We start from the raw sequence: 15,527 nt of genomic DNA, 5'->3' as shown, positions 1-15,527 counted from the left end.
CGGATCTTCGCCAAGACGCCTGCCGGGACGCCGCGTTGTCAGAGCTCATTCGCCCTGCGGGCCGCCGCACACCACGCGCCTTCTGATCAGCGAGAACCCACTGCCTCCGGACGCCCGGAAGAACGAGGATGCCTGGTGAACGATCGCGGGCAATCAACTCAAGAAGACCGTGAACGACACCCTGGGCCGCGCGTCGGACGGTAACGCCCTCGCCGCCTTCGGCACCCGGCTCACCGCATGGCCAGGCCCGCTGCTGTCCGGGACCGCGTGCCTCGGTACCGGCGCGCGTCTCAGCGCAACGCGCTCATCCCCTGCCACTCGGTCCACGAGACGTTCCACGCGCCGAAGCCGTTCCCGGGCGCGACCACGCCCTTGGTGTCCTTGCCGGTGATCTCGAACGGGTCGCCGGGTCGCACCTGACCGTAGAACCAGGCCGCGTCCGCGTCGCTCATCCCTATGCACCCGGAACTGCGGTTGGCCCTGCCGAGATGGCGGGCGTTCCACGGGGCGGCGTGCGCGTACATGCCCGACCAGGTCAACCGCATCGAGTGGTCGACCATCTTGTCGTAGGCGTCGGCGAGGCCCACGGTCTCGGAGTTCATGTTGATCGTGCCCTCCTTGGCCATGAGCACGGCGGTTCCCCGCCAGGATCGTTTGTCGCCGCCGGGCGTGCCGCCGGAGACCGGGATCCGGCGGACCGTACTTCCGTCCCGTACGAGGGAGAGCCGATGGCGGTCGAGGTCGACCTCGACGATCTGCCGGTCGCCGATGGTGAAGGACGTCGTGTAGTCACGTACGAACCAGCCGCCGTCCGCTCCCGAGTCGGTGCCGTTCAACTCGGCGTGCAGCCTGACCTCGGTCCCCGGCTTCCAGTACGTCCGGGGCCGCCAGTCCACCCGGTCCCGGCCCGACCAGTCGCGTATCCAGCCCCAGGAGCCCTCGGTGCCGTTCGAGGTGGTGACCTTGAGCTGCTGCTCGACCTCGGCCCGGTTCCTGACCGGGTTGTCGAATACCAGGGAGATCGGCTGGGCGACGCCGACGGTGGTGCCGGCGCCCGGCCTCCAGTCGACCTTGTTGACCTTGTCCGCCTTCGCCGTGGTGAATCCCGCCCGGGCGCTCCGGGCGGTCCCGCCCACGCTCCGGGTCCCCGCCGTCACCTCGTACGCCGTACCGGGTACGGACTTGCGGTCGGAGACCCAGGACCGGCCGTCGGCGGCGACCTTCCCGGCGAGCCGGCGGCCCTCGGCGTCGGTGACGGTCACCGAGGTGAGGCTGCCGCCCGAGACCGTGACCCGTACGGGCTCACCGGCCTGGATCTGCTTGCCCGCGGGAGTGACGGAGACCGTGACGGGGCGGTCGTCGGGGCTCGGCGTCACCTCGGCGACCGGGGCGCCGGGAGGGGCGCTCGACGAGCAGGCTGAGAGCGGTGCCAGCAGGGCGGCCGCGACGGCGGCCCGGACGCGGGCACGGATGCGTACGGGTGTGCGTGACGAGCGGGACAACAGGACCTCCGGGAGAGCCGCGAGAGAGCCGGACGAGTCGGCGATGCTGCGACTGTAGAGCCGGAAAAGCCGAGGTCAGGCCCTATGGAGCGATGTGACGGCGACTGGTGAGGAACGGTCATGGTCCGGTCACATTCGGCGGTCGGAGCGGTCATGAAGCGCTGTGAGCATCCTCTGCATCCCCGCGAAACGTCCGGGGAGCCGTCCCCGCGACAGGGTCCGGGGAGAAGGAGAGGCCAGACCGTGTCAGCGCTGCTCTTGCCGTCGTCGTCCAGCCCCGTGCCCCGAGCACGGAACGGGGACGTGGCCCTGGGAACCATCACCCCGAAGACCTACCGCGGCTTTCTCGCGTCCCCCGAAGGCCAGGCCCTCGGCGCCGGCTTCCTCCAGTGCCCGTCCTGGGCCGGCGTCAAGGAGGGATGGGACTCCCAACTGATCGGCTGGGGGCCGGATCCGGAGGCGGGCGGACTGACGGGCGTGGCCCTGGTGCTGCTGCGGCCGTTCCCCGGTACGCGCAAGTACTTCGCGTACCTCCCCGAAGGGCCCGTCGCCGACTGGAGCGACCCCGACGTCGACGACTGGCTCGATCCGCTCCTGGGGCACCTGCGCCGCGCGGGCGCCTTCGCCGTGCGCATCGGCCCGTCGCCCGCCTACCGGCGCTGGGACGCCGCCCGGCTCAAGCCGCTCACCGGCCCGGGCCGACGCCTCGGCGACGTCCTGGCCAGCGAGGTCGACCCCCTCGGCTCCGCCGTCGCCGACCGGCTGCGGGTCAGGGGCTGGCGCCGCTGCGGTGGCGACGGGCCCGGGCAGGGCGGGGACGCCCAGCCCCGCCACGTCTTCCGGGTGCCGCTCGCCGGACGCACCACGGACGACGTGTGGGCCGGGCTCAACCAGGAGTGGCGACGCAATGTGCGCCGGGCCCGGAAGGAGGGCGTGGAGGTGGTGGTCGGCAGTGCGGCGGACCTTCCCGAGTTCTGCCGACTGCTCGCCATCACCGAGCGACGCGACGGATTCCGCCTCGGTCGCTCGCTCGCCTACTACGAGCGCCAGTACGCCGCGCTCAACGCGGAGGAACCGGGTCGGATGAAGCTGTATCTGGCCCGTCACCGGGGCGAGATCCTGGCCGCCCACACGCTGATCACCGTGGGCCGCCGCGCCTGGTACCAGACGGGCGCATCCGCCGACCACCGCCGCGAGGTCCGCCCCTCCAACGCCCTTCAATGGCGGATGCTGCTGGATGCCCACGCCCTCGGGGCGGACGTCTACGACATGCGCGGGGTAGCCTCCACTCTCGATCCGGAAGAACGTGGTTACGGATTGCTGCGGTGGAAGCTCGGCACCGGTGGGCAGGTCGTCGAGACGTTGGGGGAATGGGAGAGGCCATTGGGGGGCAGCGCCAACCTCGCGCTTCACCGTGCCTTCCAGGCGTATCTGAACCGCCGATGAAGATGAAGATGAAGCAGACATCCCCGACGACGCACACCGCCGCGGACCGTCCGGAAGGCGAGGGTGCGGTCTCCGCTCCGCGCGGCAGTGCTGTCATGGCCGCCGGATCCGTCGTCTCCCGCGCCACCGGTTTCGCCCGTTCCGCCGTGGTCGCGGCGGCCCTGGGCACCATCGGGCCGAGCGCCGACGGCTACGCGGTCGGCAACGCCCTGCCCACCATCGTCTACATGCTGCTGCTGGGCGGCGCGCTGAACGCCGTCTTCGTTCCCGAGCTGGTCCGGGCCGCGAAGGAACACCCCGACGCAGGGGCCGCGTACACCGACCGGCTCGTCACCGTCTGCGTCGTCGCCCTGCTGGTCATCACCGCGACCGCGGTGTGGGCCGCCCCCACGATCGTCGACGTGTACACCGACTACACCGGCCGGCAGGCGGCCATGACCGTTGCGCTGGCCCGCTACTGCCTGCCCCAGATCTTCTTCCTGGGACTGTTCACGCTGCTCGGCCAGATACTCAACGCACGGGGCCGGTTCGGCGCGATGATGTGGGCGCCGGCCCTGAACAACATCGTCGTCATGGCCGTCTTCGGCCTGTACCTGGCCCTGTCCCTGGGTGGCGGGGACACCCTCACCCCGACCGGGACCGCCCTGCTCGGCTGGGGCACGACCGCGGGCATCGCCGTCCAGGCACTCGCCCTCGTCCCGGCCCTGCGGGCCGCCCGCTTCCGCTGGCGGCCCCGCCTCGCCCGACGCGACAGCGGACTGACCCGCCCCCTGCGAGCGGCCGGCTGGCTGGTGCTGCTTGTCCTCGCGAACCAGGCCGCCTACTGGGTCACCACGCGGCTCGCCACGGACGCCGGCCTCGACGGCGGACCCGGATTCGGCGCCTACAACAACGCCTACGCCCTGTGGGTCGTACCGCACGGCATCATCACCGTGTCCGTGGTGACCGCGCTCCTGCCACGGATGAGTGCGGCGGCGGCCGACGGGGACACCACCGGGCTGCGGAACGACGTCTCCCACGCTCTGCGGGTCTGCGCGGCCGCCGTCGTACCCGCCGCCTGCGCGCTGCTCGCCCTCGCCGGGCCGGTGACGTCCCTCGTCTTCGGATACGGCAGGACCAGCGCCGCCGACACGGCCGCCCTGGCCGGAATCCTGATGGCCTTCGCACCGGGACTGATCGCCCTGTCGGGCCAGTACGTCCTGTCCCGCGCCTTCTACGCGCTCTCCGACACCCGCACGCCGTTCCTGCTCAACCTGGTGATCGTCGTCCTCAACGCGGGCCTGTCCCTGACCGCCGCGCACGTGCTGCCGGCCCGTTGGGCCGTCACGGGCATGGCAGCGGCCTACTCACTGGCTCTGTGCGCGGGCTGGGCGCTGACCGGCAGGGTGCTGAGCCGTCGGCTCGACGTCGTACGTCCGCTGCGGCGGTCGTCCTCCGCGGCCGCCCACGCACGCCTGCTGCTCGCCGCCGTCCCCGCCACCGCCCTCGGCCACCTCGCGGCCCTCGGCGCCGCACGGGCGGGAGCCCTGGCCGCCACCGTCGCCGGCGCGGCCGCCGTAGTCCTCACCTTCGCCCTGCTCGCCCGTCCGCTGCGGCTCGCCGAACTGAACGCTCTGCTCCTGCGTGTACACAGTCGGCGGACCCGGACCCGGACCCGGCCCTGACCACCACCATCACCACACCGAGGGAGAACAACCGATGCCCCGCGTGCTCCTCGTCGAGGACGACCCCTTCGTACGCGAGGGGGTCCAGCTCGGTCTGCGCCGCCGCGGCCACGACGTACGAGCAGCCGAGACCGGCGAGGACGGCCTCGCCGCCCTGGCCGAATTCCGCCCCGACTTGCTGCTGCTGGACCTGATGCTGCCAGGAATGACCGGCGTCCAGGTCTGCCGGCAGGTCCGCGAGCACAGCCAGCTGCCGATCATCATGCTCACCGCGCGCGGCGACGACTTCGACGTGGTCATCGGCCTGGAGGCCGGCGCCGACGACTACATCGTCAAGCCCGCCAGGCCCGAGGTGATCGACGCCCGGATCCGGGCCGTGCTGCGCCGCATGGACGACGGCTCCACGGGCCGCCCGGCCATCGAGGTCTACGGCGACCTCACCATCGACCGGGTCGGTCTGACCGTCTCCAAAGCGGGCCGGCTTCTGACGCTCGCTCCCTCGGAGCTCAGGCTGCTCCTGCACCTGTCCGCCGCCCCCGAGCAGGTGTTCAGCAGGCAGCAGCTCCTGGAGAACGTCTGGGAACACACCTTCCACGCCGACGGCCGGCTGGTCGACGCCTGTGTCGCCCGGCTGCGCGGCAAGATCGAGAACGAGGTCGGCAGCCCGCGTTACGTCCAGACGCTGCGGGGCTTCGGCTACCGCTTCGGTCCGCTGTGATCGCCACCCCCCGGCCCGGCCGCCCGCGCAGTGGCGGGAACGGAGGGCAGGACGGCGCGGGTTCGGCCGCGAGCACCCGCGGGCGCTCGCGGGCCAGAGCGTTCGGCCTGCGTACCCGACTGCTGGCCGCCTTCCTGCTGGTCGCCGTGGTGAGCGCCGGCACGACGTCCGCGCTGACCTACCGCGAGGCCCGCAACGCGCTGCTGAAGACCGCCCAGGACACGGCGGTCTCGACGTTCCGCGACCAGGTCCAGCGGACGGGCTGGGGGCTGCCCGTTCAGGAGGAGGGGCTGGAGGAAGTCCTGCGCGACCTCGCCCGCACGGGTAAACCGCGCCCCTGGGTGGTGTTCGCCGAGTACGGCTCCCTCCGCGCGTCCTCGGGCGAGAACCCGGTCTCCACCGTCATCACCCCCGATCTGCGGCGGGCCGCGACGGCCGACCGGTACGGGAGCTTCGAGCGGGTCGTCAAGGACGGCGTCCCCTACCTGACCATCGGCATGCCCACGGTCTTCAGAACCGGCCCGGACAGCGTGCTGCCCACCGGACTCGTCCTGTACGCCGTCATGCGGATGACCGACGAGCAGGTCAACGTCGACGCCCTGCTCGTCGCCGCCCGGAACGGCGCCCTGCCCGGCCTCGCCATCGCGCTCGTACCCGGTCTGATCGCCGCGCGCAGTGTGCTGCGTCCGGTGCGGGAGCTGCGCCGCGCGGCCAGGAGCATGGGCAGCGGCAGGCTCGACACCCGGATACCGGTACGCGGCAACGACGAACTGGCCGATCTGGCGGACACCTTCAACGAATCGGCGGGACAACTGGAGCGGTCCGTCGGCGAACTGCGCGACGCCGAGGCACGGGCGCGCCGCTTCGCCTCCGACGTCTCGCACGAACTGCGCACCCCCCTGGCCGGGATGCTCGCCGTCACCGAGGTCCTCGATCAGGACGCGGACCGTCTGGACGCCGACACCGCCCAGGCGGTCCGGCTGGTCAGCGCGGAGACCGGAAAGCTCGCCGTACTCGTCGAGGACCTGATGGAGATATCCCGCTTCGACGCCCGCGCGGCCGAGTTGAACTCCGACGAGATCGACGTCGCCGAGGCCATCCGCAAGTCCCTCCAGACCCGGCGCTGGTCGAACGACGACCGGATCCACGCCGAGCTCCCCACCGGTATCCGGGCCCGGCTCGACCCGCGCCGCTACGACATCGTGGTCGCCAACCTCGTCGGCAACGCCCTGCGGCACGGCGGCGCGCCGGTCACCGTGCGCCTGCGCACGGAGGCGAGTTCCTCCGGCACACAGGTGCTCATCACCGAGGTCGCGGACTGCGGCCCCGGCATCCCCTCGGCCTCGCTGCCGCACATCTTCGACCGCTTCTACAAGGCCGACGCGGCCCGTACCCGATCGCCGGGCAGCGGCCTGGGGCTGGCGATCACCCTGGAGAACGTGCGTCTGCACGGTGGAACGGTCCGCGCGGGGAACCTGCCCGGCGGTGGTGCCGTCTTCACCGTCGAGATACCGCTCCGGGTCGAGGAGGCCGACAGATGAGGCGTGCGTGGTGGCGCGGACTCGTGGTGGGCGTGCTCGTCACGGTCGGCGCGCCTCTGGCCGGCGGCTGCGGGATCCAGGCGTCCGATGTCGTCGAGGCGGGCGGACCCGCGACCGTCGACGCCTTCCTCAACCGTGACGACGACATGCTGCTCTTCTTCCGTTCCCCCGACGGCGGGTTGAGTCCCGTGATCCGGGCGGTCAGGCCCTCGGCCGGGTTCGGTGACGAGTATGTCGAGCTGGGCTCCGGCGACCGGGACCCCACGGGACCGGCGGGCCCCGCGCCCACGGAGAAGGTCGTCCTGGCGCTGCTCTCCGGCCCTGGAGGGACAGACCGGGCCGCCGGCCTGACCACCGCGCTTCCCGCTGTCCGCGAGGGCACAACCGTAGCGGTCGAGGTCTCGTCGGACGGCGGGATCGCGGTTCGCCTGCCCCTGGCCGTGCGGGGACTGAACGCCACGGCCCTACATCAGTTGACCTGCACGATCGCCTACAACGAGGCCACCGACGGCCGGGGAGTCGTGACGCTGACGGGACGGGACGGGGTGAAGAGGTCCGGCACCTGCCAACTCGCCCCCGGCAGAGCCGGCTGAGAACGGTTCCTCGGCCGGAAGCCGCGCCGCGGCGCCCCGCGTAGGGCGAGGTTCCGGACCCGTACCGTCCTGCTAGGGCCTGTCGCCAAACTGCCGTCGCCGCCCGGCAGGCGGCAGTTTGACGACAAGCCCTACGGGTCCGGGACGCGCCCTCGCTCAGAAGAAGACTCCGCACCTCAGCAGTACGTTCGCGTACGGCCGGGCCTCCCCCGTCCGTACGACCAGGCGGGCCGCCGCCGTGGCGGCCTTGAGCTCGTCGTGCGGGACCACTTCCAGCCAGGGGAAGTGACCGTCCAGGAGCGCCGCGGCCTCCGGGTTGGCCTCACGGATCTCCTGGGCGGCCGTCGCTCCTTCCACGACCAGCTCGTCGAGCAGGCCGTCCAGCACCTCGGCGAACGACGGGGTCCCGGCGCGGAAGGCCAGGTCGATCACGCGGGGGCCGGGTGGGATAGGCATGCCGGCGTCGCAGACCAGGACACCGTCGCCATGGCCGAGTTCGGCGATCGCGCCCGCCAGGTGGCGGTTGAGGATGCCCGACTTCTTCACAGCGCGTCGACCTCCTCCAGCGTCGGGAACGACTCCTGCGCGCCCCGCGCCGTGACCGCCGCCGCACCCACCCTGACCGCGAAGGCCGCCGCCTCCCTCAGGTCGTCGCCCCGGCCCAGCCGCCAGGCCAGGGCAGCCGTGAAGGCGTCCCCGGCGCCGGTCGTGTCGAGGGCCTCGACCTTCGGGCTGACCAGGTGGTCCAGGGATTCCGTACGGCTGTCCGCCACCAGGGCCCCGGCCGCGCCCAGGGTGATGACGACCGAGCGCGGGCCGAGCGCGAGCAGGGCCGGCGCCCAGTCGTGCGGGGTCTCCCCCGCCTCGTCGCCGAGGATGTACCGCGCCTCGTGCTCGTTGACCACCAGCGGATCGCAGGCGGCGAGCACCTCCTCGGGGAGCGGGGCGGGCGGGGACGGGTTGAGGACGAGCCGGGTGTCCGGCCCCCGGCCGCGTACCGTCTCGGCCACTGTGGCGAGCGGGATCTCCAGCTGTACGGAGATGACCCGGGCGGCGGCCAGCAGCGGGGCCGCCGCCCGGACGTCCTCGGGGGTGAGGCGGCTGTTGGCTCCCGGGGAGACCACGATGCTGTTGTCGCCCGAGGGGTCGACGGTGATCAGGGCGACACCGGTGGGGGCCCCGCCCACCAGGACGCCGTCCGTGTCCACGCCCGCCGCGCGCTGGGTCTCCAGCAGGAGGCGTCCGTGGTCGTCGTCGCCGACCCGGGCGAGGAGGGCGGTTCTGGCGCCGAGGCGGGCGGCGGCCAGCGACTGGTTGGCGCCCTTGCCGCCGGGGTGGACGGCGAGGTCGGAGCCGAGGACCGTCTCGCCGGGTGCGGGGCGGCGCTCGACGCCGATCACCAGGTCGGCGTTGGCCGACCCGACGACCAGCAGGTCGTACCGGTCGTCGGGGGCGTTGTCGTGCATGTGCGTGCTTCCTGCTTTCGTCGGTCCGGGGTCGACAGGCCGGTTCACCGGCCGGGTTCAATCAGGCCGGTTCACAAGCCTGGTTCAACAGGCCGGTTCACAAGCCTGCTTCAACAGGCCGGTTCACAAGCCTGCTTCAACAGGCCGGTTCACAAGCCTGGTTCAACAGGCCGGTTCACGAGCCTGGCGCAAGGCCGGTTCACAAGCCGGGTGGCGGTCAGGAGAAGTCGGCGACGTTCTCCCGGGTGACCACCTTGACCGGCACCTTCACCGTGCTCTCGACCTTCTCGTCCTTCGCGGCCCTCACGGCATTCTGCACCGCGATCTTCCCCAGTTCGGCGGGCTGTTGGGCCACCGACGCGTAGAGCGTTCCGGCCTCGACCGCCTTCAGGCCGTCCGGGGTTCCGTCGAAGCCGACGACCGAGACGGACTTCCCGGCCTTGCCGCCGAGTGCCTTGGCCGCGCCGAGCGCCATCTCGTCGTTCTCGGCGAAGACGCCGGTGACGCCGGGGTGCGACTGGATGAGGTTGGTCATGACGTCGAGGCCCTTGGTGCGGTCGAAGTCCGCGGGCTGCTTGGCGACCACCTTGATGCCCGGGTACTCCTTGAGTCCCTCGGCGAAACCGGCCCCGCGCTCACGGCTGGCGGAGGTGCCCGCCGTGCCCTGGAGGATGACGATGCTGCCCTTGCCGCCGAGCTTGTCGGCCAGCGCGTCGGCGGCGAGCTTGCCGCCCGCCACGTTGTCCGAGGCGACGAGCGTCGCGGTCTCCGCCTTGTTGACGCCCCGGTCGGCGGCGATCACGGGGATGTCCGCCTTGTTGGCGCTGCGGACGCCCGGTCCGACCGCGTCCGAGTCCACCGGGTTGACGATGATCGAGGAGACGCCGGAACTGGTGAAGTTCTGGAGCTGGTTGGCCTGCTGGGAGGCGTCGTTCTGGGCGTCGGTGACGGTCAGGTCGATGCCCGCCTTCTCCGCCTCCGCCTGTGCGCCTTCCTTCATCTGCACGAAGAAGGGGTTATTGAGCGTGGAGAGGGACATGCCGACCTTCGTCGTGCCGCCGGACGAGCCGGAGTTGAAGAAGGAGACCGCGCCGACGACGACGGCGACGCAGAGTGCCGCGCCGGCCAGCTTGAACGCTCCCTTGCGGCCTGCCCCCGGTGCGCCGGGGGCGGTGCCCGCGGAGGAGGCCGCTCCCGAACCGGCCTTGCGGCGCAGGGTGTCCAGCAGGACGGCGAGCGCGATGACGACGCCGATGACGACCTGCTGCCAGAACGCCGACACGGAGAGGAGGTTGAGCCCGTTGCGGAGGACGGCGAGGATGAGCGCGCCGATCAGGGTGCCGGACGCCTTGCCGACACCGCCGGCCAGGCTCGCCCCACCGATGACGACCGCGGCGATGGCGTCGAGTTCGTAGCCCTGGGCGGCCTGCGGTTGGGCGGAGACGAGGCGCGAAGCCAGGACGATGCCCGCGACGGCGGCGAAGAGGCCGGACAGCGCGTAGATGACGATCTTCTGGCGCTTGACGCGGAGCCCGGAGAGCCGGGCCGCTTCCTCGTTGCCGCCGATCGCGTACATCGAGCGGCCGATGAAGGTGCGGCCGAGGATCAGTGCGGTGATCAGGCCCATCGCGATCATCACGAGGACCGGTACGGGGAGCCACCCGCCGAGGGTGTCGCCGAGCACCGAGACGGAGTCGGGGAAGGCGATCGGGCTGCCCTGCGAGATGACGAGGGAGAGGCCGCGGGCGATCGAGAGCATCGCCAACGTCGCGATGAACGGCGGGAGTTTGCCGTACGAGACGAGGGCTCCGTTCACGAAGCCGCAGGCGATGCCCGTGAGAATCGCGAGCACGACGGCCAGGACGACCGGCACGCCGGCCGAGGTCGCTGACCAGGCGAGGACCGTCGCGGACAGGGCCGCCACCGAACCGACGGACAGGTCGATGCCCGCCGAGACGATGACGAAGGTGACACCGAACGCGAGGATGGCGGTGACGGCCGCCTGGACGCCGACGTTCAGCAGGTTCTGGGTGGTCAGGAAGTCGCCGGAGAGCAGCGACATCGCCACCACCAGGACGACCAGGGCGCTGAGCGCGCCGTTGTCGAGCAGGACGCGGCGTATCACGGAGACTCCGCCGCCCGTTCCCGCGTCACTCTTGGCTGTCTCAGTGGCCACGGGGGCCCTCCTCTTCCTTCTTCGGTGCGGGGTGTTCGGTGGGGATGGGCCCCTGGGCCGCGGCCGGGGTGCCGACGGCGAGGGCCATGACGGCGTCCTGCGTGGCCTCGTCGGCGGGGAGTTCCCCGGCGATGCGGCCCTGGGCCATGACGAGCACCCGGTCGCTCATGCCGAGGACCTCCGGCAGATCGCTGGAGATCATCAGGACGGCGTGCCCGGAGGCGGTCAGTTCGTTGATGAGCTGGTAGATCTCGACCTTGGCGCCGACGTCGATGCCCCGGGTGGGTTCGTCGAGGATGAGGACCCGGGTGTCGGCCAGCAGCCACTTGCCGATGACGACCTTCTGCTGGTTGCCGCCGGAGAGGGTGCGCACATGCTGGCCGAGGCCGGACATGCGGACGCCGAGCTGCTGGGCGATGCGGGCGGCGGCCGTGCGCTGCCCCTTGAGGTCCACGAGGCCGGAGCGGGTCGCGGAGCGCAGGGTGACCAGACCCAGGTTCTCCTGCACGGAGGCGTCGAGGACCAGGCCCTGGCCCTTGCGGTCCTCCGGTACGAGTCCGATGCCGGCGCCCATCGCGGCGGGCACGTCGTGCCGGGCGAGGCGCTCGCCGCGTACGTCGACGGTGCCCGCGTCGTACGGGTCGGCCCCGAAGACGGCACGCGCCACCTCCGTGCGCCCGGCGCCGACGAGTCCGGCGAGGCCGACGACCTCGCCGGCGTGCACGTCGAAGCTGATGTCGTGGAAGACGCCGTCGCGGGTGAGTCCGCGCACCGACAGCAATGCGTCGCCGGTGTCGGGGCGTTCACGCGGATACTGCTGTTCGATGCTGCGGCCGACCATGAGCTGGACGAGTTCGTCCTCGGGGGTCGACGCCGGGACCTGGTCGATGCTGCGGCCGTCGCGGAGGACGGTGACGCGGTCGCCGAGTGCGGCGATCTCCTCCAGGTGGTGGGTGATGAAGACGATCCCGACGCCGTCCTCACGGAGTTGGCGGACGATCGCGAAGAGTTTGTCGACCTCCTCGGAGGTGAGCACGGCGGTCGGCTCGTCCATGATCAGGACACGGGCCTCCAGGCTGAGCGCCTTGGCGATCTCCACCATCTGGAGCCGGGCGATGCCCAGTTCACGGACCTTGGCGTCGGGTCGCACGTTGACGCCGACCCGGCGCAGCAGCTTCTCCGCGTCCTCGCGCATCCGGCGGTGGTCGACGAGCCCGTAGCGGCGCGGCTGTCGGCCCAGGAAGATGTTCTCGGCGACGGTGAGGTCGGGTACGAGGTTGAACTCCTGGTAGATGGTGGCGATCCCGAGCCGCTCGGCGTCCTGCGCGCCCTCGATGCGCACCTCACGCCCTTCGGCCAGGATGCGGCCGTGGTCGGGGCGGTAGGCGCCGGAGAGCATCTTGATGAGGGTGCTCTTCCCCGCGCCGTTCTCGCCGAGCAGGACGTGCACCTCGCCTCTGCGGAGGTCGAAGTCGACGTTGTCGAGCGCCACCACGCCGGGGAAGGTCTTGCGCAGACCCTCGATGCGCAGCAACTCGTCTGGTGAGGTCACCAGTTGCTTGTCCGGTGCGGTCACCGGTCGCTCCTCTGGTTCGATGCGGCCCCGCCGCACGAGCGGCGTACGACGAGACGGGCGGGCAGGGTGACGGACTGCGGGGTCCGCCCTTCGATCAGGTCCGCCAGCGCGCGCACGGCGGCCCGCGCCAGGTCGGCGGTCGGCTGGGCGATGGCGGTGATCGGCGGATCCGTGTGGACGAACCACGGGATGTCGTCGAAGGCGGCGAGCGCGATGTCGTCGGGGACCCGCAGTCCTCGGGCCCGGATCGCGTCCAGCGCTCCGAGGGCCATCAGGTTGTCGGCGGCGAACACGACCTCGGGCGGCTCGCCCAGGGCGAGGAATCCCTCGGTGACCCGGCGGCCGCTGGCCGCCTGGAAGTCGCCCTGGCCGATATAGGCGTCGGGCAGGGCGAGCCCGAGCTCGCGCATCGCGTCCCGGAAGGCCTCGACGCGCTCGTTGCCGGTGGTGGTGGCGGCGGGCCCGGCGATGATGGCGAGCCGGCGGTGGCCGAGGCCGTGCAGATGCGCGACGAGATCCTTGACCGCGCCCGTACCGTCGGCCCGGACGACGGGGACGTCGATGCCGGGGATCCAGCGGTCGACGAAGACCATCGGGGTGCCGCTCAGGGCGACGTCCCGCATCAGCGGGGAGCCTCCGTCGGCGGGCGAGACGAGGAGCCCGTCGATCCTGCGGTCGATGAGCGTGCGGATGTGGTGGTCCTGGAGCTCGGGCCGCTCGTCGGCGTTGCCGATGATGACGCTGTAGCCGAGCGCGCGGGCCTCCTCCTCGACGAAGCGGGCCAGCTCGGTGAAGTACGGGTTGAGCACATCACTGATGACCAGGCCGAGCGTGCGGGTCTGCGCGGTGCGCAGCGAGCGGGCGACCGCGTTGGGCCGGTAGCCGAGCGCCTCGACGGCGGCGATGACGCGGGTACGCGCCTCTTCGCTGACGGACGGATGGCTGTTCAGCACACGCGACACCGTGGCGACGGACACACCCGCCTCGGCCGCGACATCCTTGATGCCCGCCATGTCCGGACCACCTCCTTGTGGTTTCCGTACACCTCGAAACCCTTGCGCCGACCGGCGGTGGACCAGCCGCTCTGCGCCATGGAATCGATTACACGAACGATTGGAATCGATTACATGACCAAAAACAAGCCCCCCTCCCGCGTCCGAGACCGGATCGTGACGGGAGGGGGGAGACGCGGGGCCCTCGGCCGGACAGCTCAGTGACCGCGGCCGAGAGTGATCGAGTCCTTGTCGGGGTTGTCCACTCCTCCGTCGGGGAAACGGCTCACCGCTCTCAGGTCGGCAGCACGTACCCGCAGGCCTGGACTCGCTTACGGAAAGTGGGCAGGTCGTCGGGGCGTACGGCGAGGTGGAGTTCGCCCAGCGGCGTGCACAGGCCGCGGAGTCGGCGGTCGCCGGCAAGAAGCAGGCTCAGCGCGCGGTCGGCGCATTCGATCAGGTGGACAGGGCCCCGGTCGGTGACTTTGCCGGTGTGCGCCTCGACGTCGGCGAGGAAAGTGGACACCGTGTCGGGCAGGGCATGGTCGTTGCGGTCGGTGAGGAATGCGCGCAGCTCGCGCAGGGTGCGGCCAGCGCCAAGAGCGGCGAGCAGTGAGCCGGTGCTGAGCTGCCAGACTCGGTCGGCGGTCTGCGCGGCGTAGGCCCGAAGCAGCAAGGTGTCGGCGGTCGTCAGGCCGTCGGGGGCCACGATGTCGAAATTGCCGAGGACCTTGACACGTCGGACGTCAGCGGCGTCGTGCGTGCGAACTGAGGGGAGGTAGACGTCGGCGGCACCGGCGGCGTAGGCACCGAGGGGGTTGAGGCGCAGGGCGAGCAGGCCGTCGTAGCGGGTGAGGCAGTCGAGATGGTCGGCGCCCCACCGGTGGTGGTAGTCGGCGCGGGCCCCGGCGGGCGCGGTGTGCCGGATGTCGATCAGGCCGAGGGTGGCGGCGTACTCGAAGAGGACGGCCAAGGTGTAACGGCCCTGGAGGAGGGACCAGTCGCCGTATCCCGCGTAGCCCATGCTGCCGTGTTCCGGGTCCACCAGGTACAGCCGCCACCGGGCGCGCTCGCTGCGGGCGACGGCGAAGTCGTTCCGCTCGGCGCGCACCCGGTCGAAGAAGTCGTCCACGTCCTCCCAGACGCCCGCTGCCGCGGTGGCCAGGGTCGCGGCGACGGCCTGTCGACGTGGCTTGACGGCGGTCAGGACGTTCGCCGCGCGCTGCCCTTTGATCTCCTCGCAGCGGGAGAACTCGTCGAGGACACCCCGCGTGATCCATTTCTGCGAGAGATGGCGGATCGTGTCGTGAGCGGTCCCGGTGAGCGCGGCCCGGCCGCGCGCTGTGAGCTGGAGCTTGCTGCCGGACAGTTCGGCGAACCCGCCGGCCTGGAGCAGCAGGGGCCAGGCGTACGCGGCGATCGGTTAGTCGGCGTGGAAGTCGCCGCCGGTCAGGGTCTCGGCCAGGAAGGCGGCCGTCGCCGCGGCCGGGCGTAGGGTCTTGGCGCTGCACCGGAGTTGGCCCGCCGCGCACAGCTGGAGCACGGCCCGGAGGTCCGCCTGTGCGTGGTGTTCGGTGGCACGGTCGACGGCGTCGGCTGTGGCTTCGGTCGTACGGTCGGCCATGTCGGTGAATGTCCTCGGGGTTCCTGGTGGGTACGGTTCGGACGGACGGCTGCGGCGTCAGGCCGGTGGCCAGGTCCAGTCCGGGCGGGACGCGGCGGGAAACGGGCCGAGCCCGAGGAAACGTCGGTATGCGGCATGCGCTTGGCCGCCGAGGGCTCCGAGGGAGGGTGGAGGGCCGGTCAGGCGGCTCCGCGGCTGGGCGACGGGGGCTGCGCCCCGAAGGGGGGTG

The 15,527-nt window shown here is 71.7% G+C and carries 13 protein-coding genes; 5 read left to right on the top strand and 8 right to left on the bottom strand.

Annotated features, from left to right (window positions below; genetic code table 11):
• Positions 1-290 precede the first annotated feature (290 nt).
• Positions 291-1,502, bottom strand: coding sequence for an Ig-like domain-containing protein (locus tag ACIQRW_RS00390; protein ID WP_403752196.1), 1,212 nt, complete (start codon positions 1,500-1,502; stop codon positions 291-293).
• A 243-nt stretch (positions 1,503-1,745) separates the two neighbouring features.
• Here ACIQRW_RS00390 and ACIQRW_RS00385 point away from each other — a divergent pair, with 243 nt between their 5' ends.
• Genes ACIQRW_RS00385 through ACIQRW_RS00365 form a run of 5 tightly spaced genes read left to right on the top strand, consistent with a single transcriptional unit; the run spans position 1,746 to position 7,464 of the window.
• Positions 1,746-2,948, top strand: coding sequence for a lipid II:glycine glycyltransferase FemX (locus tag ACIQRW_RS00385; RefSeq protein ID WP_403752193.1), 1,203 nt, complete (start codon positions 1,746-1,748; stop codon positions 2,946-2,948).
• A gap of 8 nt (positions 2,949-2,956) precedes the next feature.
• Positions 2,957-4,612 (top strand): murein biosynthesis integral membrane protein MurJ, encoded by a 1,656-nt coding sequence (gene murJ / locus ACIQRW_RS00380; protein ID WP_403752190.1) that lies wholly within the window; start codon positions 2,957-2,959, stop codon positions 4,610-4,612.
• A gap of 34 nt (positions 4,613-4,646) precedes the next feature.
• Positions 4,647-5,330: a response regulator transcription factor gene (locus ACIQRW_RS00375; RefSeq protein WP_073742781.1), complete on the top strand. Its 684-nt coding sequence runs from the start codon at positions 4,647-4,649 to the stop codon at positions 5,328-5,330.
• Positions 5,327-6,871, top strand: a complete 1,545-nt coding sequence (locus ACIQRW_RS00370; protein ID WP_403752187.1) for an ATP-binding protein — start codon at positions 5,327-5,329, stop codon at positions 6,869-6,871. Before ACIQRW_RS00375 ends, ACIQRW_RS00370 begins: the two co-directional genes overlap by 4 nt.
• Positions 6,868-7,464: a hypothetical protein gene (locus tag ACIQRW_RS00365; protein WP_403752184.1), complete on the top strand. Its 597-nt coding sequence runs from the start codon at positions 6,868-6,870 to the stop codon at positions 7,462-7,464. The genes ACIQRW_RS00370 and ACIQRW_RS00365 overlap by 4 nt, the downstream gene beginning before the upstream one ends.
• A 156-nt stretch (positions 7,465-7,620) precedes the next feature.
• Here ACIQRW_RS00365 and rbsD read toward each other — a convergent pair whose 3' ends face one another.
• The 7 genes from rbsD to ACIQRW_RS00330 form a co-directional block, all read right to left on the bottom strand.
• Complete coding sequence (rbsD, locus tag ACIQRW_RS00360) at positions 7,621-8,010, bottom strand: D-ribose pyranase (protein ID WP_403752181.1); 390 nt, start codon at positions 8,008-8,010, stop codon at positions 7,621-7,623.
• On the bottom strand, positions 8,007-8,930 hold the full coding sequence (locus ACIQRW_RS00355; RefSeq protein ID WP_403752178.1) for a ribokinase: 924 nt from the start codon (positions 8,928-8,930) through the stop codon (positions 8,007-8,009). Before ACIQRW_RS00355 ends, rbsD begins: the two co-directional genes overlap by 4 nt.
• Positions 8,931-9,147: 217 nt before the next feature.
• Positions 9,148-11,106: a substrate-binding domain-containing protein gene (locus tag ACIQRW_RS00350; RefSeq protein WP_403752175.1), complete on the bottom strand. Its 1,959-nt coding sequence runs from the start codon at positions 11,104-11,106 to the stop codon at positions 9,148-9,150.
• Positions 11,096-12,682 (bottom strand): sugar ABC transporter ATP-binding protein, encoded by a 1,587-nt coding sequence (locus ACIQRW_RS00345; RefSeq protein ID WP_403752172.1) that lies wholly within the window; start codon positions 12,680-12,682, stop codon positions 11,096-11,098. The genes ACIQRW_RS00350 and ACIQRW_RS00345 overlap by 11 nt, the downstream gene beginning before the upstream one ends.
• A complete protein-coding gene (locus ACIQRW_RS00340; protein ID WP_403752169.1) occupies positions 12,679-13,695 on the bottom strand; it encodes a LacI family DNA-binding transcriptional regulator in 1,017 nt (338 codons plus the stop codon). Before ACIQRW_RS00340 ends, ACIQRW_RS00345 begins: the two co-directional genes overlap by 4 nt.
• 274 nt (positions 13,696-13,969) lie before the next feature.
• Positions 13,970-14,806, bottom strand: a complete 837-nt coding sequence (locus ACIQRW_RS00335; RefSeq protein ID WP_403752166.1) for a hypothetical protein — start codon at positions 14,804-14,806, stop codon at positions 13,970-13,972.
• Between the two features lie 291 nt (positions 14,807-15,097).
• On the bottom strand, positions 15,098-15,298 hold the full coding sequence (locus tag ACIQRW_RS00330; RefSeq protein WP_403752163.1) for a hypothetical protein: 201 nt from the start codon (positions 15,296-15,298) through the stop codon (positions 15,098-15,100).
• Between the last annotated feature and the right edge of the window lie 229 nt (positions 15,299-15,527).

The sequence above is a fragment of the Streptomyces sp. NPDC091287 genome (assembly GCF_044768525.1).
Taxonomy (GTDB): domain Bacteria; phylum Actinomycetota; class Actinomycetes; order Streptomycetales; family Streptomycetaceae; genus Streptomyces.
Note: the sequence above shows the minus strand (reverse complement) of the source record. Positions and strands in the feature narration are given on the sequence as shown.

Excerpts from the sequence above, each read along its gene's own strand:
- murJ (WP_403752190.1), top strand. The coding sequence starts at position 2,957 with ATGAAGCAGACATCCCCGACGACGCACACCGCCGCGGACCGTCCGGAA.
- ACIQRW_RS00375 (WP_073742781.1), top strand. The coding sequence starts at position 4,647 with ATGCCCCGCGTGCTCCTCGTCGAGGACGACCCCTTCGTACGCGAGGGG.
- ACIQRW_RS00365 (WP_403752184.1), top strand. The coding sequence starts at position 6,868 with ATGAGGCGTGCGTGGTGGCGCGGACTCGTGGTGGGCGTGCTCGTCACG.
- ACIQRW_RS00355 (WP_403752178.1), bottom strand. The coding sequence starts at position 8,930 with ATGCACGACAACGCCCCCGACGACCGGTACGACCTGCTGGTCGTCGGG.
- ACIQRW_RS00340 (WP_403752169.1), bottom strand. The coding sequence starts at position 13,695 with ATGGCGGGCATCAAGGATGTCGCGGCCGAGGCGGGTGTGTCCGTCGCC.
- ACIQRW_RS00330 (WP_403752163.1), bottom strand. The coding sequence starts at position 15,298 with ATGGCCGACCGTACGACCGAAGCCACAGCCGACGCCGTCGACCGTGCC.